Origin of the sequence: Nocardioides sp., from assembly GCF_044226765.1 — a bacterium.
Classification (GTDB): domain Bacteria; phylum Actinomycetota; class Actinomycetes; order Propionibacteriales; family Nocardioidaceae; genus Nocardioides.
Genome location: NZ_JBGAGJ010000003.1, coordinates 319411 through 345206 on the forward strand (window position 1 = coordinate 319411; position 25796 = coordinate 345206).

27 protein-coding genes are annotated in these 25796 nt (G+C 71.8%); 21 read left to right on the top strand and 6 right to left on the bottom strand.

What is annotated here, in order from left to right:
- The first annotated feature begins 1 nt into the window (after window position 1).
- The 13 genes from ACILRH_RS09160 to ACILRH_RS09220 all read left to right on the top strand — a co-directional run bounded on the left by ACILRH_RS09160 (window position 2) and on the right by ACILRH_RS09220 (window position 10368).
- A complete protein-coding gene (locus ACILRH_RS09160) occupies window positions 2-661 on the top strand; it encodes an L-threonylcarbamoyladenylate synthase (RefSeq protein ID WP_395692595.1) in 660 nt (219 codons plus the stop codon).
- A gap of 12 nt (window positions 662-673) precedes the next feature.
- The gene (locus ACILRH_RS09165; protein ID WP_395692597.1) at window positions 674-1846 is read left to right on the top strand and encodes an MraY family glycosyltransferase; all 1173 of its coding nucleotides are present in this window, start codon (window positions 674-676) and stop codon (window positions 1844-1846) included.
- A 249-nt stretch (window positions 1847-2095) separates the two neighbouring features.
- Window positions 2096-2314: an AtpZ/AtpI family protein gene (locus ACILRH_RS09170; protein ID WP_395692598.1), complete on the top strand. Its 219-nt coding sequence runs from the start codon at window positions 2096-2098 to the stop codon at window positions 2312-2314.
- A 30-nt stretch (window positions 2315-2344) separates the two neighbouring features.
- Entirely contained in the window at window positions 2345-2761 is a 417-nt protein-coding gene (locus ACILRH_RS09175) for a hypothetical protein (RefSeq protein WP_395692600.1), read from the top strand.
- Complete coding sequence (gene atpB, locus ACILRH_RS09180; protein WP_395692602.1) at window positions 2758-3630, top strand: F0F1 ATP synthase subunit A; 873 nt, start codon at window positions 2758-2760, stop codon at window positions 3628-3630. Before ACILRH_RS09175 ends, atpB begins: the two co-directional genes overlap by 4 nt.
- Before the next feature lie 76 nt (window positions 3631-3706).
- The gene (locus tag ACILRH_RS09185) at window positions 3707-3958 is read left to right on the top strand and encodes a F0F1 ATP synthase subunit C (protein WP_395692604.1); all 252 of its coding nucleotides are present in this window, start codon (window positions 3707-3709) and stop codon (window positions 3956-3958) included.
- A 44-nt stretch (window positions 3959-4002) separates the two neighbouring features.
- Window positions 4003-4527, top strand: coding sequence for a F0F1 ATP synthase subunit B (locus ACILRH_RS09190; protein WP_395692606.1), 525 nt, complete (start codon window positions 4003-4005; stop codon window positions 4525-4527).
- Window positions 4527-5333 (top strand): F0F1 ATP synthase subunit delta, encoded by an 807-nt coding sequence (locus ACILRH_RS09195; protein ID WP_395692607.1) that lies wholly within the window; start codon window positions 4527-4529, stop codon window positions 5331-5333. Before ACILRH_RS09190 ends, ACILRH_RS09195 begins: the two co-directional genes overlap by 1 nt.
- A 70-nt stretch (window positions 5334-5403) precedes the next feature.
- Window positions 5404-7047 carry a F0F1 ATP synthase subunit alpha gene (gene atpA, locus ACILRH_RS09200; RefSeq protein ID WP_395692609.1) on the top strand — a complete coding sequence of 548 codons (1644 nt, stop codon included), beginning with the start codon at window positions 5404-5406 and terminating at the stop codon, window positions 7045-7047.
- Window positions 7048-7055: 8 nt separating this feature from the next.
- Window positions 7056-7964, top strand: coding sequence for a F0F1 ATP synthase subunit gamma (locus ACILRH_RS09205; protein WP_395692611.1), 909 nt, complete (start codon window positions 7056-7058; stop codon window positions 7962-7964).
- Between the two features lie 9 nt (window positions 7965-7973).
- On the top strand, window positions 7974-9428 hold the full coding sequence (gene atpD, locus ACILRH_RS09210; protein ID WP_395692612.1) for a F0F1 ATP synthase subunit beta: 1455 nt from the start codon (window positions 7974-7976) through the stop codon (window positions 9426-9428).
- Window positions 9428-9820, top strand: a complete 393-nt coding sequence (locus ACILRH_RS09215; protein ID WP_395692614.1) for a F0F1 ATP synthase subunit epsilon — start codon at window positions 9428-9430, stop codon at window positions 9818-9820. Before atpD ends, ACILRH_RS09215 begins: the two co-directional genes overlap by 1 nt.
- 98 nt (window positions 9821-9918) lie before the next feature.
- A complete protein-coding gene (locus tag ACILRH_RS09220) occupies window positions 9919-10368 on the top strand; it encodes a DUF2550 domain-containing protein (protein ID WP_395692616.1) in 450 nt (149 codons plus the stop codon).
- A gap of 215 nt (window positions 10369-10583) precedes the next feature.
- Here ACILRH_RS09220 and ACILRH_RS09225 read toward each other — a convergent pair whose 3' ends face one another.
- Window positions 10584-12002, bottom strand: a complete 1419-nt coding sequence (locus tag ACILRH_RS09225; protein WP_395692617.1) for an FAD-binding oxidoreductase — start codon at window positions 12000-12002, stop codon at window positions 10584-10586.
- A gap of 136 nt (window positions 12003-12138) precedes the next feature.
- Between ACILRH_RS09225 and ACILRH_RS09230 the strand changes: the two genes are divergently transcribed.
- Together ACILRH_RS09230 and ACILRH_RS09235 are read left to right on the top strand one after the other, a co-directional pair.
- Complete coding sequence (locus tag ACILRH_RS09230; protein WP_395692619.1) at window positions 12139-15510, top strand: BTAD domain-containing putative transcriptional regulator; 3372 nt, start codon at window positions 12139-12141, stop codon at window positions 15508-15510.
- 88 nt (window positions 15511-15598) lie between these two features.
- The gene (locus ACILRH_RS09235; RefSeq protein WP_395692621.1) at window positions 15599-16762 is read left to right on the top strand and encodes an MFS transporter; all 1164 of its coding nucleotides are present in this window, start codon (window positions 15599-15601) and stop codon (window positions 16760-16762) included.
- Between the two features lie 14 nt (window positions 16763-16776).
- On the opposite strand, the gene ACILRH_RS09240 is transcribed toward ACILRH_RS09235, so the two are convergent.
- Window positions 16777-17349 (bottom strand): cob(I)yrinic acid a,c-diamide adenosyltransferase, encoded by a 573-nt coding sequence (locus tag ACILRH_RS09240; protein WP_395692623.1) that lies wholly within the window; start codon window positions 17347-17349, stop codon window positions 16777-16779.
- A gap of 146 nt (window positions 17350-17495) precedes the next feature.
- On the opposite strand from ACILRH_RS09240, the gene ACILRH_RS09245 reads away from it, so the two are divergent.
- From ACILRH_RS09245 to ACILRH_RS09265, 5 genes are all read left to right on the top strand, one after another.
- On the top strand, window positions 17496-17801 hold the full coding sequence (locus tag ACILRH_RS09245) for an STAS domain-containing protein (protein WP_395692624.1): 306 nt from the start codon (window positions 17496-17498) through the stop codon (window positions 17799-17801).
- A gap of 61 nt (window positions 17802-17862) precedes the next feature.
- Complete coding sequence (locus ACILRH_RS09250) at window positions 17863-19896, top strand: protein meaA (protein WP_395692626.1); 2034 nt, start codon at window positions 17863-17865, stop codon at window positions 19894-19896.
- A 56-nt stretch (window positions 19897-19952) separates the two neighbouring features.
- Window positions 19953-20159: a hypothetical protein gene (locus tag ACILRH_RS09255; RefSeq protein ID WP_395692628.1), complete on the top strand. Its 207-nt coding sequence runs from the start codon at window positions 19953-19955 to the stop codon at window positions 20157-20159.
- A gap of 25 nt (window positions 20160-20184) precedes the next feature.
- Window positions 20185-20709: a ferritin gene (locus ACILRH_RS09260; protein ID WP_395692630.1), complete on the top strand. Its 525-nt coding sequence runs from the start codon at window positions 20185-20187 to the stop codon at window positions 20707-20709.
- A 45-nt stretch (window positions 20710-20754) separates the two neighbouring features.
- Window positions 20755-21681, top strand: coding sequence for an FAD-dependent oxidoreductase (locus ACILRH_RS09265; protein WP_395692631.1), 927 nt, complete (start codon window positions 20755-20757; stop codon window positions 21679-21681).
- A gap of 30 nt (window positions 21682-21711) precedes the next feature.
- On the opposite strand, the gene ACILRH_RS09270 is transcribed toward ACILRH_RS09265, so the two are convergent.
- The 4 genes from ACILRH_RS09270 to nucS all read right to left on the bottom strand — a co-directional run bounded on the left by ACILRH_RS09270 (window position 21712) and on the right by nucS (window position 23783).
- On the bottom strand, window positions 21712-22026 hold the full coding sequence (locus tag ACILRH_RS09270; RefSeq protein ID WP_395692633.1) for a DUF952 domain-containing protein: 315 nt from the start codon (window positions 22024-22026) through the stop codon (window positions 21712-21714).
- The gene (locus ACILRH_RS09275; RefSeq protein WP_395692635.1) at window positions 22023-22772 is read right to left on the bottom strand and encodes a class I SAM-dependent DNA methyltransferase; all 750 of its coding nucleotides are present in this window, start codon (window positions 22770-22772) and stop codon (window positions 22023-22025) included. Before ACILRH_RS09275 ends, ACILRH_RS09270 begins: the two co-directional genes overlap by 4 nt.
- A 34-nt stretch (window positions 22773-22806) precedes the next feature.
- Entirely contained in the window at window positions 22807-23040 is a 234-nt protein-coding gene (locus tag ACILRH_RS09280) for a hypothetical protein (RefSeq protein WP_395692637.1), read from the bottom strand.
- 65 nt (window positions 23041-23105) lie between these two features.
- Complete coding sequence (gene nucS, locus ACILRH_RS09285; protein ID WP_395692638.1) at window positions 23106-23783, bottom strand: endonuclease NucS; 678 nt, start codon at window positions 23781-23783, stop codon at window positions 23106-23108.
- Window positions 23784-23917: 134 nt separating this feature from the next.
- On the opposite strand from nucS, the gene ACILRH_RS09290 reads away from it, so the two are divergent.
- Entirely contained in the window at window positions 23918-25720 is a 1803-nt protein-coding gene (locus ACILRH_RS09290; RefSeq protein WP_395692639.1) for a 3-hydroxyacyl-CoA dehydrogenase family protein, read from the top strand.
- Window positions 25721-25796 lie beyond the last annotated feature (76 nt).

The window sequence follows — 25796 nt, forward strand, 5'->3', positions numbered from 1 at the left end:
TGTGAGCGACCGGTACCCGACGAGCACCCCCGAGGAGCGCGAGGAGGCCGTCGAGGCGGCGAGCCTCGCGGTGCAGCGCGGCGAGCTGGTCGTGCTCCCCACCGACACCGTGTACGGCGTCGGGGCGGACGCCTTCGACCCCGTCGCCGTCCGCGAGCTGCTGTCGGCCAAGGGTCGCGGCCGTGACATGCCGCCGCCGGTGCTGGTCAGCGCCGTCACCACCCTGGACGCCCTCGCGTCGCGGGTGCCGGAGTACGCCCGGGCCCTGGTCGAGGAGTTCTGGCCGGGACCCCTGACCGTGGTGTGCCACCAGCAGACCTCCCTGCAGTGGGACCTGGGCGACACCCGCGGCACCGTCGCGGTGCGGATGCCCGACCACGAGGTCGCGCTCGAGGTCCTCGAGCGCACCGGCCCGCTCGCGGTGAGCTCGGCCAACAGGACCGGCATGCCGGCCGCCGTCGACGCCGACCAGGCGGAGGAGATGCTCGGCGACGCGGTCGCGGTGCTCGTGGACGCCGGACCGGCGCCGGGCGGGGAGGCCTCCACGATCGTCGACTGCACGGGTGACCGTGGCCGCATCCTGCGCCGCGGTGCGCTCTCCCTCGAGCGGCTCAACGAGGTGCTGGAGCCCCTCGACGCCGCGATCGTCGACGAGGGCTAGCCGCCGCCGGTCATGCGCGAGTACCTCCTGGTCTTCCTCGTCGCCGCGGCGGCGACCTACCTGCTGACGGTCATCGCGCGGGAGATCGCCCTGCGCACCGGGGCGGTGGCCAAGGTCCGCGACCGGGACGTGCACGCCGTGCCGATCCCGTACCTGGGCGGGCTGGCCATGCTCGGCGGGCTGGTGACGGCCTTCGTGGTCGCCCGGCAGCTCCCGTTCCTGAAGGCCCTGGGCGGCCCGGTCGTCTTCCGCGACGCCGGGATCGTGCTCATCGCTGGCGCCCTCATCTGCGCCGTGGGCGTGCTCGACGACCTCTTCGAGCTCGACGCCCTCACCAAGCTCGGGGGCCAGGTGCTGGCCGCCGGCTTCCTCATCGCCTTCGGGATCCAGTACGTCTTCTTCCCGGGCCGGGACGGGACGCAGTTCGTGCTGCAGCCGGCCCAGGGCGCCCTCCTCACCGGCCTGGTGGTGGTGGCGACGGTGAACGCGGTCAACTTCGTCGACGGGCTCGACGGGCTCGCCGCCGGTGTCGTCGGGATCGGCGCGATCGCGTTCTTCGTCTTCTGCTACCAGCTCGCCAACATCAACAAGGTCACGCTGGCGACCACCGGTGCGCTGCTCAGCGTGTCCCTCGCCGGTGCGTGCGCCGGATTCCTCGTCCACAACTTCCACCCCGCCCGCCTGTTCATGGGCGACAGCGGCTCGATGCTCATCGGGCTGGTGCTCTCCGCGAGCACCATCACCCTGACCGGGCAGTTCACCCCCGACCAGCTCAGCGAGGGCGGCGCCGGCACGCAGGCCAACTTCCTCCCGGCCCTGCTGCCGCTGCTGCTGCCGATCTCGATCCTGGTCATCCCCATGCTCGACCTGCTGCTCGCGGTCGTGCGCCGCACCCGGGCCGGGCGCTCGCCGTTCGCCCCCGACAAGCAGCACCTGCACCACCGGTTGCTCGAGATCGGCCACTCCCAGCGCCGCGCGGTGCTGATCATGTGGATGTGGGCCGGACTGGTCGCGTTCGGGACGGTGCTGATCAGCCTCTACAGCGACGAGGAGTGGATGTGGGTCTCGCTGGGGGTCTGGGCGCTGCTCGCCACGGCCCTCACCTTCCTGCTGCCCAAGATCCACCGGCACCGCCCCGTCCCGCCGGCCCTGGCCGACGGCGGGGGGCCGCCCGCAGCCGCCTGACCGGCCCGGTTTCAGCGTGAGCGAGCGCTTGTGCTAACTTTCACAAGCACCTGAGAAGCCCTCGAGAGAACGGCCGCCACGCATGACGACCGCGACCATCCGGACCACGAGAACGCCGCTGGCGAGTGGTCCGTGGGCCTGTGGTAGTTTCGCGCAGTCGTCGGGCGCCGATGGCTGGGTCCCCTCCCGTGCCCGCTGGCCCGGCGGCTTCCTGCCTGCCGACGACGGCGACGAATGGGACATGGGTGGATGGTCGATGAGCGCTCCGACGCGGGCCTGCGTGGTCGCGACCTCATCGGTCTCGGCGGCCTCCTGGCCGGCTGCGTCATCGCCGGCCTCGTCATCGGCTACCTCGTCGACGATGCGCTCGGCAGCGAGCCGGTCGGCGTCCTGGTCGGCATCGGCCTGGGCATCCTCGCCGGCTGCGTCGGCTTCGTCGCCAAGGTTCGCGCCGCCCTGCGGGGGTGAGCGGTGACCACCACGAAGATGAGTGACGCGATGACCGAACCCACGACCCCGGCGGAGAAGCCGTCGCTGTGGCGCGTGGTGCGCGACCAGCGCAAGACCGAGCTGGTCGGCCTCGGGATGATCGTCGCGAGCTTCTGGATCATCGGCCAGCTCGGCGAGTGGACGCTCGCCGGCTGCATCGCCGGCGGCGTGCTGCTCGGCCTGCTCAACCACCTGGCCACCGAGTATTGGCTGCTCAAGACGATCTCGTCGGGCGAGCAGCCCACCCGCAACCAGATGATCACCGCGACCGTCGTCCGGCTGACCGTCCTGACCGTGGTCGCCGTGGGCGTCTGCGTCGTCTTCTGGCCCGAGGGCATCGGGCTGCTGCTCGGCCTGGCCATCTTCCGGCTCATCGCCCTGGTGATGACCACGATCCCGCTGCTGAAGGAGCTGAAGAACCCATGACCGGCCTGCTGACCCTCAGCGGTCTCCTCCCCATGGCCTCTGACGGCGAGGAGGGGGACTCGAAGATCGAGATCGGCACCCACAACACGGTCACGTGGCACGGGTTGACCTTCAACGTCGACACGATCGTCTCGACGATCGTGGCCGGGGCGATCGTGCTGCTCCTCGGCTTCCTGGTGGTCCGCCAGATGCACAAGACGACCGAGGACCACGTGCCGACGAAGCTCCAGATCCTGTGGGAGTCGATCGTCGGCGAGGTGAACAAGCAGGTCGAGGACAACCTCGGCAAGCTGCACCCCTTCGTCGCACCGCTGGCGATCGCGCTGTTCTTCTTCATCCTGATCGCGAACTGGCTCGAGCTGGTCCCGACCGAGCTCAACCACGGCACCCACCTGCTGAAGGCACCGACGGCCGACACCAACCTCACCTACGCGCTGGCCACGGTCACGATGGTGAGCGTCTGGACCTACGGCATCCGCCAGAAGGGTGCCCGCGGCTACTTCAAGCACTTCGCGGAGCCGTTCCCGGTGCTGCTGCCGCTGAACATCCTCGAGGAGCTGATCAAGCCGATCACCCTCGCGCTGCGACTCTTCGGCAACATCTTCGCCGGCGGCATCATGCTCGCGCTGATCGGGCTCATCCCGATCTACGCGTTCTGGGCCCCGAACATCTTGTGGAAGGCGTTCGACGCGATCATCGGCGTCATCCAGGCCTTCATCTTCGCGCTGCTGACGGTGCTCTACTTCGCGATCGCCGGCGCCGGGCACGAGGAGCACGAGAGCCACGAGGAGTACCTCGAGGAGGAGCGGCGCAAGAAGCAGGCCGACGAGGCCGCGTCGGCGGAGCCGACACCCGTACCAGCGCACTGACCCACCCGGGTCGGGCGTCGACAGAGGTAGACACCAGCGCCACTCCCCGGCGCGACAACAAGGAGAGAAGATCACAATGGCAGTAACTGACTCCGCCATCACCACCGCCGGCGCCTTCATCGGTGGCGGCATGGCCCTGGCCGGTGGCGCCATCGGTGCCGGCATCGGTGACGGTCTGGCCGGTTCGTCCTACATCGAGGGCGTCGCGCGCCAGCCCGAGGCCCAGGGTCGCCTGCAGACCATCTTCTTCCTGACGGTGGGTCTGGTCGAGGCGATGTTCTTCATCAACCTCGCGTTCATGGCGCTGTTCGTCTTCGTCCTCGGCTGACCGAGGGTCCCGCCCTCACGTCAGACCCAAGCAAAGGAACCACGATGGCAAGCGTTGCGATCACTCCCATGGAGAGCAACTTCCTCGTACCGAACGCCACGTACTTCGTCGAGCTCGCGGCGTTCCTGCTGCTCCTGTTCGTCCTGGCCAAGTACGTCATCCCGCCGATCAACCGCGCGATGACCGCCCGGCAGGACGCGATCCGCGCCGAGTTCGCCGAGCTCGACGAGGCCAAGTCCGAGGCGCACGCCGCCGAGGAGGAGTTCAAGTCGCAGATCGCCGACGCCCGTCACGAGGCCGCGCGGATCCGCGAGGAGGCGCGCGAGCAGGGTGCGCAGATCGTCGCGGAGATGCGGGCTCAGGCGCAGGCCGAGGCGGCCCGGATCGTCGAGCACGCGCACGCGCAGATCGACGCCGACCGCAAGGCGGCGATGGCCCAGCTGCGCGGCGAGGTCGGCACGCTCGCGACCACGCTCGCCGGTCGGATCGTCGGCGAGTCGCTCGACGACGACGTGCGGCAGAGCCGGGTCGTCGACCGGTTCCTCACGGAGCTGGAAGGCGCCAGCTGATGGACCTGCGAGGAGCCTCGGCCGACTCCCTGCGGGAGCTGGCCAGCGAGCTCGGTGGCCTCGGCACCGGGACGCACGCCGAGCAGGTGGCCGGTGAGCTGTTCACCGTCGCCCAGCTGCTCCGCGACGAGCCGTCACTGCGCCGGGTCGCCACGGACGCCTCGCTGGCGCCCGAGCCGAAGCAGGGCCTGGTCACCCAGGTGCTCGAGGGCAAGATCGACGGCGCCACGCTGGGCCTGGTCGTCAAGGCGGCCGGCCTGCGGTGGACCGCGAGCCGCGACCTGCCCGACGCGCTCGAGCGCCTCGGCGAGCTCGCGGTCGTCGCGTCGGTCGGTGACCAGGCCGACCGGCTCGCCGACGAGGTGTTCGCGCTCAGTCGCACGGTCACCACGGCGCCCGAGCTGCGCGATGCGCTCTCGAACCCGGCCCGGTCCCGGGCCGACAAGGAGCGCCTGCTCGACGACCTGCTCGGTGGCAAGGTGCTCCCCGCGACCCTCGCCCTGGCCAAGCAGGCGCTGGCCGGCACCTACCGCACCGTCACGGCCGCGCTGGAGCACTACCGCACGGTGGCGACCGAGGCCCGCGGTGAGTACGTCGCGACGGTCCGGGTCGTCGCCCCGCTCGGGGACGACGAGCGGCGCCGGCTCACCGCAGCCCTGCACCAGCAGTACGGCCGCCAGATCCACGTCAACGAGATCGTCGACCCCACCGTCCTCGGCGGGATCCGCGTCGAGATCGGTGACGACGTGATCGACGGCACCGTCTCCAGCCGCCTCGACGACGCCCGGCGCAAGCTGGTCGGCTGACGCCGCCAGCGCCTGACACCCAGCCCGACACCACCTAGTTTTTCGAAGACACCAAGAGAGTAGGGAAACGATGACGGAGCTTTCGATCCGTCCGGAGGAGATCCGCGACGCACTGCAGAAGTACGTCGCCGACTACCAGCCCGAGGCGGCGAGCAAGGAGGAGGTCGGCACCGTCGCGCAGGCCGGTGACGGCATCGCCCGCGTCAGCGGACTGCCCTCGGCGATGGCCAACGAGCTCCTCGAGTTCGAGGACGGCACGCTCGGCCTCGCCCTGAACCTCGACACCCGTGAGATCGGCGTCGTCATCCTCGGTGACTTCGAGGGCATCGAGGAGGGCCAGACGGTGCGCCGCACCGGCGAGATCCTCTCGGTCCCGGTCGGCGACAACTTCCTGGGCCGCGTCGTGGACCCGCTCGGCACCCCGATCGACGGCCTCGGCGAGATCGAGTCCGACGTCCGCCGGCCCCTGGAGCTGCAGGCTCCCACGGTGATGCAGCGCAAGTCGGTCCACGAGCCGCTCGCGACGGGCATCAAGGCGATCGACTCGATGACGCCGATCGGCCGCGGCCAGCGCCAGCTGATCATCGGCGACCGCTCCACCGGCAAGACCACGATCGCGATCGACACGATCATCAACCAGAAGCAGAACTGGGAGTCGGGCGACCCCACCAAGCAGGTGCGCTGCATCTACGTCGCCATCGGCCAGAAGGGCTCGACCATCGCCTCGGTGCGGGGCGCCCTCGAGGAGGCCGGCGCCCTGGAGTACACCACGATCGTGGCGTCCCCGGCGTCGGACAGCGCGGGCTTCAAGTACCTCGCGCCGTACACCGGCTCGGCCATCGGCCAGCACTGGATGTACGACGGCAAGCACGTGCTGATCATCTTCGACGACCTGACCAAGCAGGCCGAGGCCTACCGCGCCGTGTCGCTGCTGCTGCGCCGCCCGCCGGGCCGTGAGGCCTACCCCGGCGACGTGTTCTACCTGCACAGCCGGCTGCTCGAGCGCTGCGCGAAGCTCTCCGACGACATGGGCGCGGGGTCGATGACCGGCCTGCCGATCATCGAGACCAAGGCCAACGACGTGTCGGCCTACATCCCGACCAACGTCATCTCGATCACCGACGGCCAGATCTTCTTGCAGTCCGACCTCTTCGCGTCCAACCAGCGCCCGGCCATCGACGTCGGTGTGTCGGTGTCCCGTGTGGGCGGTGCGGCGATGACCAAGGCGATGAAGTCGGTCACCGGCTCGCTCAAGGTGGACCTGGCGCAGTTCCGCGCGATGGAGGCGTTCGCGATGTTCGCCTCCGACCTCGACGCGGCCTCGCGGCAGCAGCTGGACCGCGGCCAGCGCCTGATGGCGCTGCTCAAGCAGCCGGCGTACTCGCCGTACCCGCTGGAGGAGATGACGGTCTCGCTGTGGCTGGGCACCACCGGTCGCCTCGACCGCGTGCCGACCGAGGACGTGCTCCGCTTCGAGCGCGAGTTCCTGGACTACCTGCGAAGGTCCAAGGACGCGCTGCTCGCCACGATCCGGGAGACGCAGAAGTTCGAGGACGAGACTGAAGCCTCCCTGGCTGAGGCCTACGACTCCTTCCTCGACCAGTTCGAGACCTCCGAGGGCGGCTCGATCAAGGTCGGGCACGAGCCCGAGGCCGAGGCGCTGGAGGACGACGAGGTCGAGCAGGAGCAGATCGTCAAGCAGAAGCGAGGCTGAGGTAGCTCATGGCTGTATCGCTGCGTGAGTACCGCGCGCGGATCAAGTCGACGGAGTCGATGAAGAAGATCACGCGTGCCATGGAGCTCATCGCTGCGTCCCGCATCATCAAGGCGCAGCAGCGGGCCCAGTCGGCCGCGCCGTACGCCCGTGAGCTGACCCGCGCCGTCTCGGCCGTGGCGACGTACTCCAACGTCGACCACCCGCTGACCCGCGAGCCGGAGGACCCCAAGCGGGCCGCCGTGCTCATCGTGACCAGCGACCGCGGCCTGGCCGGTGCGTACTCCTCGAGCGTGCTCAAGGAGGCCGAGCGGCTCGCCGAGCGGTTGCGCTCGGAGGGCAAGGAGATCGAGACCTACATCTGCGGGCGCAAGGGCGAGGCGTACTACAAGTTCCGCAACCGGCCCGTGGTCGACTCGTGGACCGGGTTCTCCGACCAGCCCTCCTACGAGGCCGCGCACGAGATCGGCGCGACCCTCATCGACGCCTTCCTCGCCGAGGACGGCGACCAGGCGGTCGACGAGGTCCACGTGGTCTTCACGCGGTTCCGGTCGATGCTCCTGCAGGAGCCGACCGACGTGCGGCTGCTGCCGCTGGAGGTCGTCGAGGGCGAGGAGAAGCCCGAGAACGGCGACGTGCTGCCGCTCTACGAGTTCGAGCCCTCCCCGGAGGCCGTGCTCGACGGGCTGCTGCCGCAGTACGTGCAGAGCCGGATCTTCTTCGCGCTGCTGCAGGCGGCCGCGTCGGAGCTCGCGGCTCGGCAGAAGGCGATGAAGTCCGCGACGGACAACGCCGACGAGCTCATCAAGAAGTACACACGGATCGCCAACCAGGCCCGCCAGGCCGGCATCACCCAGGAAATCAGCGAGATCGTCGGAGGCGTCAACGCGCTGGCCGACGCCCAGAGCGGGGAGTGAGTGAAGGACATGACTGCAACGATCGAAGAGACCCAGGAGACCGGGTCGGCCGCTGTCGGCCGCATCGCCCGGGTGATCGGCCCGGTCGTCGACGTCGAGTTCCCCGTGGACTCGATGCCGGAGATCTACAACAGGCTCGAGACCGAGCTCGAGCTCAGCGGCGAGACCTCGACGCTGTCGCTCGAGGTGGCCCAGCACATCGGTGACGGCATGGTCCGCGCGATCTCGCTGAAGCCGACCGACGGCCTGGTCCGCGGCGCCCAGGTGACCGACACCGGTGGCCCGATCACCGTGCCGGTCGGCGACGCGACCCTCGGCCGGGTGTTCAACACCCTCGGCGAGTGCCTCAACCTGGCCGAGGGCGAGACCCTCGACGTCAAGGAGCGGTGGGGCATCCACCGCAAGGCTCCCGCCTTCGACCAGCTGGAGTCCAAGACCCAGATGTTCGAGACCGGCATCAAGGTCATCGACCTGCTGACGCCGTACGTCCAGGGCGGCAAGATCGGCCTGTTCGGCGGTGCCGGCGTGGGCAAGACCGTGCTCATCCAGGAGATGATCGCGCGCGTCGCGAAGGACCACGGTGGTGTGTCGGTGTTCGCCGGTGTCGGTGAGCGCACCCGTGAGGGCAACGACCTGATCGTGGAGATGGAGGAGGCCGGCGTCATCGGCCAGACCGCCCTTGTCTTCGGCCAGATGGACGAGCCGCCGGGCACCCGCCTGCGCGTGGCGTTGTCCGCGCTGACGATGGCGGAGTACTTCCGCGACGTGCAGAGCCAGGACGTGCTGCTCTTCATCGACAACATCTTCCGGTTCACCCAGGCCGGCTCGGAGGTCTCGACCCTGCTCGGCCGGATGCCGTCCGCGGTGGGCTACCAGCCGAACCTCGCCGACGAGATGGGCACGCTCCAGGAGCGGATCACCTCGACGCGTGGTCACTCGATCACCTCGATGCAGGCGATCTACGTGCCGGCGGACGACTACACCGACCCGGCGCCGGCGACCACCTTCGCCCACCTGGACGCGACCACCGAGCTGTCGCGCGAGATCGCGTCGCTCGGCATCTACCCGGCCGTGGACCCGCTGACCTCGACCTCCCGGATCCTCGACCCGCAGTACATCGGTCAGGACCACTACGACTGCGCGATCCGCATCAAGCAGATCCTGCAGCGCAACAAGGAGCTCCAGGACATCATCGCGATCCTCGGCGTCGACGAGCTCTCCGAGGAGGACAAGATCATCGTCTCCCGGGCTCGCCGGATCCAGCGGTTCCTGTCCCAGAACACCTACGTGGCCAAGCAGTTCACGGGCATCGAGGGCTCGACCGTCCCGGTCGGGGAGACCGTCGAGGCGTTCAACAAGATCGCGGACGGCGAGTACGACCACGTGGCCGAGCAGGCCTTCTTCATGTGCGGCGGTCTGGACGACGTCGAGCGGAAGTGGGCCGACATCCAGAAGAACCTCTGATGGCTGACGACCAGCTCCAGGTCGAGCTCGTGGCGGCCGACCGGACCGTGTGGTCCGGTCAGGCCTCCATGGTCGTCGCCAAGACCGCGGACGGCGACATCGGCATCCTGCGCAACCACATGCCGGTGCTGTCGCTGCTGGTCGACGGGGTCGTGGAGATCACGCCGGTCGACGGCGAGAAGGTGTTCGGCGCCGTCGACGGCGGGTTCCTCTCGGTGGCCAACAACCGGGTCTCGATCCTGTCGCAGTTCGCGCAGCTGGCCGACGAGATCGACGTCGACGCCGTCCGCGCCGAGCTCGAGTCGGCCCAGGCCGACTCGGACGCCGAGGACTCCGCCGACCGGGTCCGCCGGGCCGAGGCGCGCCTGCGCGCGGCCGAGCACGCCTCCTGAGCACCCGCACCTGCCCCCAACGCACACCCCGGGATCGCACCCCAGGGTCCGCCCGCTAGGGTGACGATCTCCGGGGGTGCGATTCGGGAGGGCGTTGGATGCCGGTGTGGCAGTGGCTGCTCGACGCGGCCGGGATCCTGCTCGCCGTCGTCGTCTGCCTCGGAGTAGGCCTCGTCCTCCGTCGCCGGCTGCTCTCGCGCCACGGAGGCACCTTCGAGCTCAGCTACCGCGTCCGGTCCACCAAGGCCGGGCGCGGTTGGCTTCTCGGGCTCGGCCGCTACTCCGGGGAGACCCTGGAGTGGTTCCGCTACTTCTCGCTGTGGCCGCGCCCCAAGCGCGTGCTGCAGCGCTCGCGGCTGACCTTCGTCGGACGCCGCGAGCCGGAGGGCGTCGAGCAGATGTCGCTCTACCCCGACCACGTCGTCCTCTCCTGCTCCACGCCCGACGGCCCGGTCGAGCTGGCCATGTCGGCCGCGTCCCTCATGGGCTTCCAGTCCTGGCTCGAGGCGGGGCCGCCCGGCACGGACTGGACCCGCGGGCCGCGCTGAGCCGGGAGGTCGGGCCGGAAGCCGGCGGGGGTCTCGACGGGCGCTCGTCGCTGGCGCTCCTCGCTGCTCGACCACCGGTGGTCGAGCACTCCGGTGGTCGAGCTGGTCGAGACCCCCGGAACGGAGGCAGGGCGGTGACCGTGATCGGTCACCGCCCTGCGTCGTCTCACCGGGTTTCGACGCGCGCTCGCTCCGCTCGCACGCCGCTGCTCGCGTCAGGCGGTGGGTGCTCCGTCCTCGTAGAGACGCGGGACCCGGTGGTTGGCCACGAACAGGCCGTGCGGGTCGACGGCGCTGCGGATGCCGGTGAGCTGGGTCCACACGTCCGCGTCGTAGATCGACCGGGTGTCGACCGGGTTCTCGGCGAAGTTGCCGTACTGGCGGCCGGTGGCGAACGGTGCCAGCGCCCCGGTCAGCCGCACGGCGTCGGCGTGCGCCTGCGCGCCCACCTCCGGGGTCATGGCCATGCCGCCACCGAAGGTGAGGAACTGAGCGTCGAGCTTGGCCAGGACCCCGCCGCCCTCGTGCGGCCGGGCCAGGGCCCCGCCGAGCTGGCGGATCTCGGCCATCAGCAGCGAGGTCGTGGCGTCCGGTCCGGCCTCGGCGATGAACGCGTCGACCGCGGCGTCCGGGAACGACGAGAGCATCGACGAGTCGGAGGCGAACGGCACCCCGCCCTCGGGGTCCATGTGCAGCCGGACCAGCGAGGCCGCCGGCACCCGGGCGAAGGTGTCCAGGAAGGGACGGTGCGCACGCAGGCCCGCCAGCAGCTCCTCGCCGCGCTCGTCGGAGCCGAGCACGGCGCCGTCGATGACGACCAGCTGCTGACCGCGCAGGAAGTCGGGCAGATCCGGCATGTCGGGCAGCCGCATGGCGCGGAACGCGGTGGTGACCTCGTCCGGAGCCCCCGGGGCCCAGGCCGCCCACTCGCGCAGCACCGGCTCGATCTCGGCGAGCTGCCACACGAGCATCCCGGCGTACGCCGTGGGGATGTCGAACATCCGGAACTCCAGTGCGGTGACCACGCCGAAGTTGCCGCCGCCGCCGCGCACGGCCCAGAAGAGCTCCGCGTTGGTGGTGGCGTCGCAGCGGACCAGGCTGCCGTCGGCGACGACCAGCTCGACCGCGGTGAGGCTGTTGGTCGCGAGGCCGAGCTTGCGGGCGTACCAGCCGATGCCGCCGCCCAGGGAGTAGCCGGCGATGCCGACGTCGGGGGAGGAGCCGTGCAGGACGGCCTTGCCGTGGGCCGCGGCCGCGTCGACGGCCGGCTCCCAGATGGCGCCGCCCTCGACGCGGACGATGCCGCGGACCGGGTCGGCGATCGCAGTGCCCATCTCGGAGGTGCGGACGACGACGACGTCGTCGAGGCCCTGCGCGGCCAGCGGGCCGGCGTTGTGCCCGGTGCTCTGGGCGGCGACGCGCAGGCCGGACTCGGCGGCGACCCGGACCACGGTGGAGACCTCCGCGGCGGTGCGGGGGAAGGCGACGGCGGCCGGCCGCTGGTCGACGGCGACGTTCCACGGGACGCGGGCGGCGTCGTAGCCGGCGTCGCCGGGGAGGTGGACGCGGCCGCCGAGGAGGCCCTGGAGGGCGTGCGCGGCCGGGATGCTCGGGGTGTCGAGCTCGATGGTCATGGTGGTGACTCCTTGATCGGTGTTCGGTGGGTCGAGGGTGGCGCGACCCACTTGGAGCCCACTTCGGGCCGACTTGGAGCGGCGGTTCGGTGGCAATGGGCGCGCGGGGACGCCGCGCGATCCCTACGCTGTGCGCGTGGAGGTCTCGGTCCTCGGCCCGGTCGAGGTGGAGCTGGGCGGGGTGACCGCCGACCTGGGCACGCCCAAGCAGCGGGCGCTCGTCGCCGCCCTCGCCCTGTCGCGGGGCTGGCCGGTGTCCGTCGACGCGATCGTGGACCTGCTCTGGGGCGACGCGCCGCCGCCCGGTGTGACGGCGACCCTCCAGGCGTATGTCTCGCAGCTGCGGCGGGTGCTGGAGCCGGACCGCCAGCGCCGGGCGCCGGCCACGGTGCTCGTCACCGTCGCGCCGGGCTACGCGCTGCGGGTGCCCGACGAGGGCGTCGACGTGCACCGGTTCGAGAGCGCGGTGACCTCGGTGCACCGGCGCCTGCAGTCGGTCGGCCTGGGGCCCGTGCCGCTCGATGCGGGCGAGCTCGGCGAGGTGCTGGGCGCGCTCGACGCCGCGCTCGGGCTCTGGCGGGGCATGCCGTATGCCGAGCTCGGTGACGCCGACGCCGCGGTCGCCGAGCGGGCCCGGCTGGAGGAGCTGCGGGTGGTGGCGCTGGAGGACCGGGCCGTGGCCGGGCTGGCGCTCGGCCACCACGGGACGGTCGCCGCCGAGCTCGAGGCGCTCACCTCGGCGCACCCGCTGCGCGAGCGGCTCTGGGCGCTCCGGGCGCTGGCCCTGACTCGCTCGGGACGGCAGGCCGACGCGCTCGACGTGCTCCGCCAGGTCCGGGAGGTGCTCGACGAGGAGCTCGGCCTCGAGCCGTCGGCCGAGCTGCGTGACCTGCAGACCGCCGTGCTGCGCCAGGACCCCGCCCTGGAGTGGGTGCCGCCCCAGGCGGCCGCCCCGGGGCGCGCTGCGTCGGCGCCCGCCCCGGCGGCCCCGCCGGACGCCCCGCCGGACACCCCGCCGGACCGGGCGGGGCGCGAGCAGGTCGCCCCGTGGCCGATGGTCGGCCGCGACGCCGAGCTCGAGGCCCTCCTGGAGGTCGTGGGCGCGGCGGAGGCGGGCCAGCCGTCGTACGCCGTCCTCACCGGCGACCCCGGGATCGGCAAGTCCCGCCTGGTCGCCGAGCTCGTCCTGCGGGCCCGCCGGCGCGGCCTGCGGGTGCTGGTCGGACGGTGCTCCCAGGACGAGGGCGCACCGCCGCTGTGGCCCTGGCGCACGGTGCTCGACGAGCTGGGCGTCACGGTGGTCGAGGACCACGGGGACGCCGCGCCGGTGACCGACGGCGAGGGCGGCCAGTTCCGCGCCTGGGAGCGCATCGCCGACGCGGTGCGCGGGGCCACGCTCGAGCAGCCGACCGTCCTCGTGGTCGACGACCTGCACTGGGCCGACCCGTCGACGCTGCGGGTGCTGCGCCTGCTCGCCGAGACCACCGACCACGCCCGGCTGCTGGTCGTGCTGACCTGGCGCTCGCACCCCGAGCCCAGCGGGGCGCTCGCCGACCTCGCCGGCACCCTGGCCCGCCGGCACGCGCTCCGCCTGGAGCTCGCCGGCCTGCCGGCGGCCGAGGTGGCGGCGGTGTTCGAGGGGGTCACCCACCGTCACCTCGAGGCCGACCAGGCGGCCGCCCTGCACGACCGCACGGAGGGCAACCCGTTCTTCCTGGTCGAGCTCGCCCGGCTGGCCGGGGAGCGCGGCACGCCGGGCGCGCAGGGTGAGGAGCTGCCGACCGCGGTCACCGAGGTCGTCAACCAGCGGCTGCTCCGGATGCCCGAGCCGACGATCGCCGCGCTGCGCACCGCCGCGGTCATCGGCCGCGAGTTCGACATGCCGACCCTGGCGATGGTGACCGGGATCGACGAGGACGACCTGCTGGACGTCGTGGAGCCCGCCCAGGCGGCCGGGCTCGTGCGCGAGGACGGCATCGACCGCTTCCTGTTCTCCCACGCCCTCGTGCGGGACACCCTGCGGGTGGGGATGAGCGCCAGCCGTCGGGCCCGGGCGCACGCGCGGGTCGCGGAGGCGCTGACCGGTGTCGCCGGCCGCGAGACCGAGGTCGCCTGGCACTGGCAGGGCGCCGGCCCGTCGTACGCCGACCGGGCGTGGCGCGCCGCGGTCGAGGCGGCGGCCGTAGCCCGCCATCTCTACGCCTACGACGAGGCGGCGCAGCTGCTCGAGGCTGCCCTGGTGGCGCTGGAGAGCGACGGCCGGTCGACCGGCCGCGACCGCTACGACGTGCTGATGTCGCTGGTCGAGGCGTACCGGTGGGCGGCCCAGCTGCCCGACCTCGTCGCGACCGTGGAGCAGGCGATCGGGGTCGGTCAGCAGCTCGGTGACCCCGAGGCCGTCGCCCGGGCCGCCATCGCCACCACCGAGCAGGTCCTCTGGCGCTCGGGTCCGCCCGGGTCGGTGAACGAGGAGGTGGTGGGCGCCCTTCGCACGAGCCTGGACCGGCTCCCGCCCGCGGACAGCGACCTGCGCTGCCGGACCATGCTGGCCCTGGCCAACGAGCTCTACGACACGGTCTCGTGGGAGGAGCGGCGCGCGCTGTGCGACGAGGGGCTGGCGATGGCCCGGCGGCTCGGCGACCCGCTGCTGCTCCTGCAGGCCTGCCTGGTCGGCTTCGTGGCGCTGTGGACCGCGGAGACCGTGCTCGACCGTCTCGAGCTGGTGCGCGAGGCGCTCGACCTCGCGCGGTCGACCGGCAGCGGCCGCAGCCACGTCGTCTCCGCCACGCTGCACGCCGTCGTCCTCAGCGAGCTGGGCCGCACCGAGGAGATGTGGCCGGCGATCGCCGAGGCGCGGGCGGCCGCTCGCGAGCTGCGGATCCCCTTCGGCGAGGTCGTGCTGTGCGGCCTGGAGATCCCGTGGCACGCGATGGCCGGCCGCTTCGACGAGTGCGATCGCCTGCTGGCCGAGCTGCGCGAGTTCGGCGAGCGTCTGTCCCACAACAACGCCGAGGAGAGCGCCGCCGCCTCGATGCTGGCGATGCGCCTGTGGCAGGGCCGGTCGGGGGAGATGGTGCCGGTCCTGGAGATGTTCGACGAGACGGCGTACCCGTTCGCGGCGAGCATCGCGGTCTACCTGTGGCGGGCCGGCGAGCCCGACCGGGCCCGGGCGGTGTACGCCGAGCGCGGGGCGCCCCTCGACCACGCCAACGACATCTCCATGCTCGCGTGGGCGCACGCCGCCGAGCTGGCGCTCTACCTCGGCGAGCCGACCGTCGCCGCCGGTGCCTACGAGCGGCTCGCCCCGCTCGCCGGCCACAACACGTGCGCCGGCTCCTCGCTGGCGCTCGGACCGGTCGACGCCTACCTCGCGCTCGCCGCGGCCGCCGTGGGGGAGCGGGAGGTGGCGGCCCGGCATGCGGAGGACGCCCTCGCCCTGGCCGACGCGTGGGACGTCCCGCTGGTGGCGGCATGGCTGCGCGACCTGCGGGCGACCTACGGGTTCTGACGCGCCGTCCTCCCGCTGCGCGTCCACGCCCTGGACCGGTCAAGAAGCCGGTTTGGAGGCAGACCGACTGATCGGGGAGGGTGGGGTGGTGCCGACCCTGCTCCAGTCCCGCAACGCGGTCGCCGTGAGCTTCGCGCTCAACGGCTTCCTCTTCGCGACGCTGGTCTCGCGGCTCCCCGACGTGCGCAGCGGGCTCGGCCTGGACAACGGGGCGCTCGGCCTGCTGCTCCTGTCTATCTCGGTCGGCTCGATCCTCGCGCTCCCGCTCAGCGGCCGGCTGATCGACCGGTACGGCGCCGTCGCGGTGACCCGGATCGGTGGGGTCCTCGCGGGGTGTGGCCTGGTCCTCGCCGCCGCCGGGGTCACCCTCGACAGCGTCCCGCTGACGGCGCTGGGCCTCTTCGTCGACGGCACCGGCATCGCCGTCTGGGACGTCTCGATGAACGTCGAGGCCGCCGAGGTGGAACGGCGGCTCGGGCGCACGATCATGCCCCGGTTCCACGCCGGCTGGAGCCTCGGCTCGTTCGCCGGTGCCCTGGTCGGGGTGCCGATGGCGGCGCTGCACGTCCCGCTGCTCGTGCACATCCCGCTCTTCGCGGTCCTCGCCCTGGCGGCGACCTGGCGGGCGACCGCGGCGTACCTCCCGCCGGTCGCGACGCACGAGGAGAAGCGCGTGGAGGGCCGGTCGCCCTGGCTCGAGCCGCGGACGCTCGCCATCGGCGTCATGGTGCTCGCCTTCGCCCTCTCGGAGGGCTCGGCCAACGACTGGCTCTCGCTGGCCCTCATCGACGGCTACGACACGCCCCACTGGGTCGGCGTCGCCGGCTTCACCGTCTTCGTCTGCTCGATGATGACCGGCCGCCTGGTGGGGCCGGTGTTCCTCGACCGCTACGGGCGGGCGCCCGTGCTGTGGGGGTGTGCCGGCGCCACCTTCGTCGGCATCTGCCTGGTCGTCCTCGGTGCGTCGGCGGTCCCGGTCGTGCTGGGCATCGTGGTGTGGGGTCTGGGGGCCTCGCTGGGCTTCCCCGTCGGGATGAGCGCCGCCGCCGACGACCCCCTGCGCGCGGCCCGCCGCGTCAGCACCGTCGCCACGATCGGCTACACCGCGTTCCTCGCCGGCCCGCCGCTCCTCGGCCTGCTCGCCGACCACGTCGGCACCCTGGAGATGCTGCTGGTCGTCGCCGCGCTGATGGTGCCTGCCGGGGTCACCGTCTTCGCCGCGCGCGAGCGCCGCGAGCGGGTCGCGGCCTGAGCCGGCCGTCCGCGCTAGCGCTCGCCGCCCGGCACCCAGAGCACGTCGCCGGCCTCGCGGTTGGCGTGCCGGGCGAGGATGAACAGCAGGTCGGAGAGCCGGTTGAGGTAGGTGATCGCGACCAGGTTCATCGAGGCGCCGTGGAGGTCGTACGCCGCCCAGGCCGCCCGCTCCGCGCGGCGTACGACGGTGCGGGCGACGTGGAGGTGGGCGGCACCCGGGGTGCCGCCGCTGAGGATGAAGGAGCGCAGCGCGGGCAGCCCCTCGTTGTAGTCGTCGCACCACGCCTCGAGCCGGTCGACGTACGCCTGCTCGATGCGCAGCGGCGGATGCTCGGGAGCCTCGGCGACCGGGGTGCAGAAGTCCGCACCCACGTCGAAGAGGTCGTTCTGGACGGTGGTCAGCACCGCGACGACGTCCTGCTCGAGCCCGCCCGCGGCGAGGGCCAGGCCGATGTGGGCGTTCGCCTCGTCGACGTCGGCGTACGCCGCCAGCCGCAGGTCGGTCTTGCGGGTGACGCTCATGTCGCCGAGCCGGGTCTCCCCGCCGTCGCCGGTGCGGGTGTAGATCCGGGTGAGGTTGACCATGGGGCGAGGGTAGCCGCGCCCGCCCGCGACACGCGGTCGGCGCGGGGAGGCAACCGATCGGGGGTGACGGGCGTCATAGTGGGTGACAGCAGCCATCGACGTGTGGGAGCTTCCGGGACTCGGGTCCCGGGGACGGGGCAGCAACCATGGAGATCAGCACCGACGGACCGACCCTTCGACTCAGCGGTGACTTCGACGTGCGCAGCACGCGCGAGGCCCGCACCGCCATCTACGACCTCCTCGGCCGCTACGACCACGTCGTGGTCGACCTCACCGAGGTGTCCAGCATCGACGTGACCGCGCTGAAGGTGCTCGCGGTCGCGACCCGCACCGCCAGTCACGAGGGTCGCCACCTCACGCTGCGCGGCTGCGGCCCCGCCGTACGCCGGCTGCTGCACCTGTCCCGGCTGATCCGGGTCGTGGAGGTGGAGCGCGCCGCCGCCACGGCGTGAGGCGTGTCGGATAGCCCACAGCCGGTTACCAAGCGGTAGCGGCCGCCCTACCCTCGTGCCCATGACCGAGCACGAGACGGGCCGGCCCGTGAAGGACCGCCCCTGGGTGATGCGCACGTACGCCGGCCACTCGACGGCCGCCGCCTCCAACGCGCTCTACCGGACCAACCTGGCCAAGGGCCAGACCGGCCTCTCGGTGGCGTTCGACCTCCCGACGCAGACCGGCTACGACCCGGACTCCCCGCTCGCGCGCGGCGAGGTCGGCAAGGTCGGCGTGCCGGTCCCGCACCTGGGCGAGATGCGGCGGCTCTTCGAGGACATCCCGCTGGTGGAGATGAACACCTCGATGACGATCAACGCCACCGCGATGTGGCTGCTCGCGCTCTACCAGGTGGTGGCCGAGGAGCAGAACCCCGGCGCCTCGGCCGAGGAGGTTGCCGCACAGCTGGCCGGCACCACCCAGAACGACATCATCAAGGAGTACCTGTCGCGGGGGACCTACGCGTTCCCGCCCGAGCACTCGATGCGGCTGATCGCCGACGTCATCTCCTACACGGTCCACCAGATCCCGAAGTGGAACCCGATCAACATCTGCAGCTACCACCTGCAGGAGGCCGGGGCGACGCCCACCCAGGAGCTCGCCTACGCGCTGTGCACCGCGATCGCCGTGCTCGACGCGGTGCGCGACGCCGGGCAGGTCGACGCCGAGGACTTCGAGAGGGTCGTCGGCCGGATCTCCTTCTTCGTCAACGCCGGCGTGCGGTTCGTCGAGGAGACCTGCAAGATGCGGGCCTTCGTGCAGCTGTGGGACGAGATCACCCGCGAGCGCTATGGCGTGCAGGACCCGAAGATGCGCCGCTTCCGCTACGGCGTGCAGGTCAACTCGCTCGGCCTGACCGAGGCACAGCCGGAGAACAACGTCCAGCGCATCGTGCTGGAGATGCTCGGCGTCACGCTGTCGAAGGACGCCCGGGCCCGTGCGGTGCAGCTGCCCGCCTGGAACGAGGCGCTGGGCCTGCCGCGACCGTGGGACCAGCAGTGGTCGCTGCGGCTGCAGCAGGTGCTCGCCTTCGAGTCCGACCTGCTGGAGTACGACGACATCTTCGACGGCTCGCACGTCATCGCGGCCAAGGTGGCGGAGCTGGTCGAGGGCGCCCGCGCCGAGATCGACCGGGTCCAGGCGATGGGCGGCGCGATCGCCGCGGTCGAGTACATGAAGCAGGAGCTGGTCTCCTCCCACGCCGCCCGCCGGGCCCGGATCGAGTCGGGCGCCGAGGTGGTCGTGGGCGTCAACAGGTTCGAGACGACGGAGCCGTCGCCCCTGACCTCCGACCTGGACGCCGCGATCCAGACCGCCGACCCCGCGGCGGAGCAGGCGGCGCTGGAGAGCCTGGCCGCCTGGAAGCAGCAGCGCGACGACGCGGAGGTCGCCGAGGCACTGAGCGCCCTGGCGGAGGCCGCCAAGACCGACCAGAACCTGATGCTGCCCACGCTCGCCGCCGCGCGGGCCGGGGCGACCACGGGGGAGTGGGCCGGCACGCTGCGCGAGGTGTTCGGCGAGTACCGCGGGCCCACCGGCGTCAGTGGCGCCGTGGGCGTGGCGACCGAGGCGGGCCCGGCGGGCGAGGAGCTGGCCGCCGTACGGGCCCGGGTGAAGCAGACCGGGGAGGAGCTGGGCGGGCCGGGCGGTCGGCTGCGGCTGCTGGTCGGCAAGCCGGGGCTCGACGGGCACAGCAACGGCGCGGAGCAGGTCGCGGTGCGGGCTCGGGACGCCGGCTTCGAGGTCGTCTACCAGGGCATCCGGCTCACCCCCGAGCAGATCGTCGCGGCCGCGGTGGCCGAGGACGTGCACTGCGTCGGGCTCTCGATCCTCTCCGGGTCGCACATGGAGCTGGTGCCGGCCGTGCTCGACGGCCTGCGCGAGGCCGGGCTGGCTGACGTGCCGGTCGTGGTCGGCGGGATCATCCCGAGCGCCGACGCGCGACGGCTGACCGAGCTCGGCGTCGCCGCCGTCTACACGCCCAAGGACTTCGGGCTGACCGAGATCATGGGTGGCATCGTCGACGTCATCCGGAAGGCGCACGACCTCGACTGACCGCTGGTCCCACCGGTTCAGGTGAGCCTTGCCTAACTTCCTGGTACCCTCTCGGTGTGGGCAGCTCGAAGAAGGCCAAGCGCTCGAAGGCAGTAGTGCTGCCCAAGCGCAAGTGCTGCGAGTCCAAGTCGCGGTGCGGCCGGTGCCCGATCCGGATGCTCAAGGACGGGCGACTGCCCGAGGGGTATACGGTCAAGAAGCGCGAGCTGGTCCGGGTCGACGGCAAGAAGGTCACCAAGAAGAGGCTCGCCAAGGCCGCCTGACCCGACGACCTCGAGGAGAGCTCCCGTGGCTGCACCCCGCTTCGTCCAGCAGCTCAACGTCCAGATCGGCAACGAGCTCGCCGCGCACAACCAGTACCTCGCGTGCGCGATCCACTACGACGCGCTGACGATGCCGCGGATGGCGGCGTTCTTCTACGAGCAGGCGCTCGAGGAGCGCGGGCACGCGCTGATGATGGTGCAGTACCTCCTCGACACCGACGCCGAGGTCGTGCTCCCCGCGGTGGCCGCCCCGGTCGCCACCTTCGCCGACGTGGTGGCGCCGGTGGAGCTCGCCGTCGAGCACGAGCGGCGGGTGACCGAACAGATCAACGGGCTGCTGCGGATCGCGCGGGAGGAGAACGACTTCGCCTCCGAGCAGTTCATGCAGTGGTTCATCAAGGAGCAGGTCGAGGAGGTCGCCACGATGACCGACCTGCTGGCCGTCACCACCCGCAACCGCGACGACATCGAGGACATCGAGGAGTACGTCGCCCGCGAGCAGGGCGCAGGCACCGCGGACCCGACCGCGCCGCGTCAGGCCGGCGTCTAGCCCGGCGTCCATCGCCGGAGTCGCCCCACCCGGCAGACTGCACCCATGTCGCAGCGGGTGATCGTCGTCGGCGCAGGGGTCGTGGGACTGACCTGCGCCGTCCGGCTGCTCGAGGCCGGGCACCGCGTCGACGTGGTGGCCCGCGACCTGCCCCGGGAGACGACGTCCGCCGTGGCGGCCGGCTTCTGGTACCCCTACCGCGCGCTGCCGCGGGAGCGGGTCACGTCCTGGGCGGCCACGACGTACGCCGTCCTCGACGCGCTCGCCTCGCCGCCGGAGTTCGGGGGCTCGCCGGAGTCCGGGGTGCGGATGGTGACCGGCACGCAGGTGTTCGCCGGGACGGCGCCCGAGCCGTGGTGGGTGGCGGCCGCGCCGACGCTGGAGCGCACCCAGGAGGTGCCCGCGGGCTGGACCGAGGGGTGGCGCTTCTCGACGCCGGTCGCCGACCCGGCGGTCTACCTCGACTGGCTCGCCGCCCGTGTCGAGGAGTCCGGTGGCACGATCACCCGGCTCAACCTCGGCGGGCTCCCGCCCGACGGCCTGGTCGTCAACTGCTCCGGTCTCGGCGCCCGGCTGCTGGGCGCGGACCGCACGGTGGTCCCGGTGCGCGGCCAGGTGGTCCACGTCGAGCAGCCGGGGATCGAGCAGTGGTGGCTCGACGAGGCCGGCTCGACCTACGTGGTGCCCCGCGAGCACGACGTGCTGCTCGGCAGTGTCGACGTCGAGGGGGAGTGGAGCCGGACGGTGTCGCCCGAGCACACCGAGGACATCCTGCGCCGGGCGACCGCGCTGGTCCCGGCGCTGGCCGGGGCACGGGTGCTCCGGCAGAAGGTCGGGCTCCGCCCCGTGCGGCCGGCCGTGCGCCTCGAGCGGGTCGGGGACGTCGTGCACTGCTACGGCCACGGCGGCGCCGGGTTCACGTTGAGCTGGGGCGTCGCCGACGAGGTGGTGTCGCTTGTGGAGCGCGACTAGCGGCGACCCTGCGACGGGCGGGACCGACCCTCAGAGAGCCACGACCCCCACGACCGCGCGCGGTGGGATCGGGCCGTAGACGTGCGGGAAGGTCTCGGTGACGTCCGGTCCCGGCGGCTCCTCGACGACGGGTACGCCGAGCAGGTCGGTGTCGATCTCGAGCAGCACGAGCGGCTCGGTGACGTCGGCGTAGAACGCAGCGCGGACGGTCTCCCACTGGTCGGCCCGGCTCGCGTGGATGTAGCCCTCCTGCTCGAGGCTGACCCCGCGGGTCGAGGTCGTGTAGGCACCGGAGGCCTGTGCCGCCGCCCAGTCGGCGGCCGTGGCGATGTGGAAGATCCTCACGGGCCGATCTTCTCCCACACCGACACGTGCTTGGTCGACGAGGAGGTGAACTCCGACCGGTCCCAGTCGGCCCACCGGTCGCGCAGCCGCAGCCCCGCGATCCGCGCCATCAGGTCGAGCTCCGCGGGCCAGGCGTAGCGGAACGGCACGCTGGTGCGGTGGTACGTCGCGCCGCCGTCGTCGGAGGAGTAGTGGTGCGACCACATGAGCTGGGTCGCCGTGTCGTACTCGTCGATCCCGACGTGCTCCTCGGTGTGGTCGAACACGGCGAACCGCTCGTCGCCGGGCAGCCTGCGCAGGATCGGCAGGCTCTTCTCGACGACGAAGCAGCCGCCGGGCACCAGGTGCGCGGCGGCATTCTCGAACACGGCCACCTGGTCGTCCTGGGTGGTGACGTTGCCGATCGTGTTGAAGACGAGGTAGACGAGACCGAACTCGCCCGGCACCCGCGTGTCGACCATGTCGCCGACGGTGACGGTCACCGCGTCGCCGCCGGGCTTCGCCCGCAACCGGTCGACCATCGCCTGCGACAGCTCGATGCCGTGCACCGACACCCCGTGGGCGGCCAGCGGGATCGCGACGCGACCGGTGCCGACGGCCAGCTCCAGGGCCGGACGCCCGGCCGCGAGGTCGGCCAGCAGCTCGACGGTCGGCCCCAGCACGGCGGGGTCGAACATCTCGACCGAGCCCTCGTCGTACGTCGCCGCGACGTCGGTGTCGAAGTAGTTCACGCGCACCCGGGTCATGGTGCTGCCCGGAACCCCCGCCGCGCGACTGGTTTCAGGACGGCTCGGGCAGTCGGCGGAGGATCTCGCCGAGGGTCGCCGTGTGTTCGGTGAGGGTGGTGTCGATGCGGTCGAGGCGGGCATCGACCTGCTCGAGGCGGGTATCGACCTGGTCGAGGCGTCCGGTGTGCTCGTCCTGAGTGCTCCTGACCTCGGTGAGGAGGTCGTAGAGAGACTCCGTGTCGTTCTCCAGCCGGGTCACCCGCCGGTTGAGGCCCTGGTCGCTCACACCGACCACCGTACGTCCGCTGGGTCCTGCGGCCCAGGACGGAGGTCCGGGCTGTGGAGGACCGATCAGAAGAGCCGGTGGCTCGGGTCGTCGAGCCCGCGCAGGGCGTCATAGTCGACGACCGCGCAGGCGATGCCGCGGTCGGTGGCCAGGACGCGCGCCTGGGGCTTGATCTCCTGCGCCGCGAAGATCCCCCGCACCGGCGAGAGCAGCGGGTCGCGGTTGAGCAGCTCGAGGTAGCGGGTGAGCTGCTCCACGCCGTCGATCTCGCCCCGCCGCTTGATCTCGACGGCGACGGACTGCCCGTCGGAGTCACGGCACATGAGGTCGACCGGCCCGATCGCGGTCGGGAACTCGCGGCGCACCAGGGTGAGCCCGGGGGCGAGGGTCGCGGGGTGCTCGGCGAGCAGCTCCTGCAGGTGCTTCTCGACCCCGTCCTTCTGCAGCCCGGGGTCCAGGCCGAGGTCGTGGCTCGACTCGTGGAGGATCTCCTCGATGAGGATGCGCAGGGTGTCGTCGCTCTTGGGGTTGGTGACGGTCCACTCCACCTGGCCGTCGTCGGTCGTGCCCTCCCGGAAGGTGCACGGCGGCGACATCCAGTTCAGCGGCTTGTAGGAGCCGCCGTCGGAGTGCACGAGCACCGAGCCGTCGGCCTTGATCATGAGGACACGCGTGGCCATCGGCAGGTGCGCGGTGAGCCGCCCCGCGTAGTCGACCTGGCACCTGGCGACGACGAGTCTCACGGGCGAGGAATCTACCCTGGCCCACGCTCCGCGCGGACGCCCGCGCCCGCAGACTCGCGTCGGCGCCCACGAAGTTACCGGCGAGTGAACTGCGCCACTGCCACGCCCCCCGTCGGCGTGGGAGCATGCGCCCCATGACGACGTCTCCTGCTCCTGCCGCGCGCACCTTCTCCACCATCGGGGTCATCGGCCTCGGCACCATGGGGGCCGGCATCGCCGAGGTGTTCGCCCGCGAGGGGTACGCCGTCGTCGGGGTGGAGAAGGACGAGGACGGCCTCACCCGCGGCCGTCAGCACCTCGAGCACTCAACGGCCCGCGCCGTCAAGCGCGGCAAGATGACCGAGGAGGAGCAGGCCGGGCTGCTCGGTCGGATCTCGTTCAGCACCGAGCTGAAGGACCTCGCCTCGTGCGACCTGGTGGTCGAGGCGATCGTCGAGTCCCTGGACATCAAGAAGGGGATCTTCCGCGAGCTGGACGGGATCGTCTCGCCGGAGACCGTCCTGGCCACCAACACCTCCAGCCTCTCGGTCACCGAGATCTCCACGGCCAACTCCCGGCCGGGGCGCGTCATCGGCATCCACTTCTTCAACCCGGCGCCGGTGCAGGACCTGGTCGAGATCGTCCGGACGGTCGTCACCGAGGGACAGGTGCTCGCCGACGTCGAGGCGCTGGTCGCCGCGATCGGCAAGAACCCGGTGGTCTGCGGCGACAAGGCCGGCTTCATCGCCAACACGCTGCTCTTCGGCTACCTCAACCACGCGGTCTCGATGTACGAGGCGCGCTACGCCAGCCGCGAGGACATCGACGCCGCGATGCGCTACGGCTGCGGCTACCCGATGGGTCCGCTCGCGCTGCTCGATCTGATCGGCCTCGACACGGCGTACGAGATCCTCGAGACGATGTACCGCCAGGGCCGCGACCGGCTCCACGCACCCGCACCGATCCTCAAGCAGATGGTCACCGCGGGGTGGCTGGGCCGCAAGACCGGCCGCGGCTTCTACACCTACGAGGCTCCCGACAGCCCGGTCGTCGTCCCCGACGAGCAGACCCCGTCGGCCGACGACAAGCCGGAGCTCAAGCACGACATCCGCACGGTCGGCGTCGTGGGCACCGGCACCATGGCCAGTGGCATCGTCGAGGTGTTCGCCAAGGCCGGGTACGACGTGCTCTTCGTCGGTCGCAGCCAGGAGAAGGTCGACGGCGTGGTCGCGGCGGTCACCCGCAACTTCGACAAGCAGATCCAGCGGGGCCGCGCCACCGAGGAGGCCAAGGCCGAGGTCCTCGGGCGGATGACCGGCTCGGTCTCGCTCGACGACCTCAAGGACGTCGACCTCGTGGTCGAGGCGATCGCGGAGGACCTGGCGATCAAGACCACCCTCTTCGAGAACCTCGACGACATCTGCAAGCCCGGAGCCATCCTCGCCACCACCACGTCGAGCCTGCCGATCATCTCGTGTGCGCAGGCGACCTCCCGGCCGCAGGACGTCATCGGGATGCACTTCTTCAACCCGGCGCCGGTCATGAAGCTGGTCGAGGTCGTGTCCACCGTGGTCACCGCCGACGACGTCACGGAGACCACGCTCGCGCTGTGCGACCGGGTCGGGAAGGTCGCGGTCTCCTGCGGCGACCGGGCCGGCTTCATCGTCAACGCGCTGCTGTTCCCCTACCTCAACGACGCGGTGAAGATGCTCGAGGCGCACTACGCCACGGCCGACGACATCGACACGGCGATGAAGCAGGGCTGTGCGCTCCCGATGGGACCCTTCGAGCTGCTCGACGTGGTCGGCAACGACGTGTCGCTGGCCATCCAGCGCGAGCTCTACCTGGAGTTCCGCGAGCCCGGCTTCGCGCCGGCGCCGCTGCTCGAGCACCTGGTCACCGCGGGCTACCTCGGCCGCAAGACCAAGCGCGGGTTCCGCGACTACTCGGTGCGCTGACCCGGTCGACGCGCTGACGGCGGGGCAGCCCACGGAACTCCCGATCGCCCCCACTCGTTGAGGAGTGGCGAGCGTC

Bases quoted from the DNA above. Each gene is read 5' to 3' on its own strand.
- ACILRH_RS09165 (WP_395692597.1), top strand. From the start codon at position 674: ATGCGCGAGTACCTCCTGGTCTTCCTCGTCGCCGCGGCGGCGACCTAC.
- ACILRH_RS09170 (WP_395692598.1), top strand. From the start codon at position 2,096: ATGGTCGATGAGCGCTCCGACGCGGGCCTGCGTGGTCGCGACCTCATC.
- ACILRH_RS09175 (WP_395692600.1), top strand. From the start codon at position 2,345: ATGACCGAACCCACGACCCCGGCGGAGAAGCCGTCGCTGTGGCGCGTG.
- atpB (WP_395692602.1), top strand. From the start codon at position 2,758: ATGACCGGCCTGCTGACCCTCAGCGGTCTCCTCCCCATGGCCTCTGAC.
- ACILRH_RS09185 (WP_395692604.1), top strand. From the start codon at position 3,707: ATGGCAGTAACTGACTCCGCCATCACCACCGCCGGCGCCTTCATCGGT.
- ACILRH_RS09190 (WP_395692606.1), top strand. From the start codon at position 4,003: ATGGCAAGCGTTGCGATCACTCCCATGGAGAGCAACTTCCTCGTACCG.
- ACILRH_RS09195 (WP_395692607.1), top strand. From the start codon at position 4,527: ATGGACCTGCGAGGAGCCTCGGCCGACTCCCTGCGGGAGCTGGCCAGC.
- atpA (WP_395692609.1), top strand. From the start codon at position 5,404: ATGACGGAGCTTTCGATCCGTCCGGAGGAGATCCGCGACGCACTGCAG.
- ACILRH_RS09205 (WP_395692611.1), top strand. From the start codon at position 7,056: ATGGCTGTATCGCTGCGTGAGTACCGCGCGCGGATCAAGTCGACGGAG.
- atpD (WP_395692612.1), top strand. From the start codon at position 7,974: ATGACTGCAACGATCGAAGAGACCCAGGAGACCGGGTCGGCCGCTGTC.
- ACILRH_RS09215 (WP_395692614.1), top strand. From the start codon at position 9,428: ATGGCTGACGACCAGCTCCAGGTCGAGCTCGTGGCGGCCGACCGGACC.
- ACILRH_RS09220 (WP_395692616.1), top strand. From the start codon at position 9,919: ATGCCGGTGTGGCAGTGGCTGCTCGACGCGGCCGGGATCCTGCTCGCC.
- ACILRH_RS09225 (WP_395692617.1), bottom strand. From the start codon at position 12,002: ATGACCATCGAGCTCGACACCCCGAGCATCCCGGCCGCGCACGCCCTC.
- ACILRH_RS09240 (WP_395692623.1), bottom strand. From the start codon at position 17,349: ATGGTCAACCTCACCCGGATCTACACCCGCACCGGCGACGGCGGGGAG.
- ACILRH_RS09245 (WP_395692624.1), top strand. From the start codon at position 17,496: ATGGAGATCAGCACCGACGGACCGACCCTTCGACTCAGCGGTGACTTC.
- ACILRH_RS09250 (WP_395692626.1), top strand. From the start codon at position 17,863: ATGACCGAGCACGAGACGGGCCGGCCCGTGAAGGACCGCCCCTGGGTG.
- ACILRH_RS09265 (WP_395692631.1), top strand. From the start codon at position 20,755: ATGTCGCAGCGGGTGATCGTCGTCGGCGCAGGGGTCGTGGGACTGACC.
- ACILRH_RS09275 (WP_395692635.1), bottom strand. From the start codon at position 22,772: ATGACCCGGGTGCGCGTGAACTACTTCGACACCGACGTCGCGGCGACG.
- ACILRH_RS09290 (WP_395692639.1), top strand. From the start codon at position 23,918: ATGACGACGTCTCCTGCTCCTGCCGCGCGCACCTTCTCCACCATCGGG.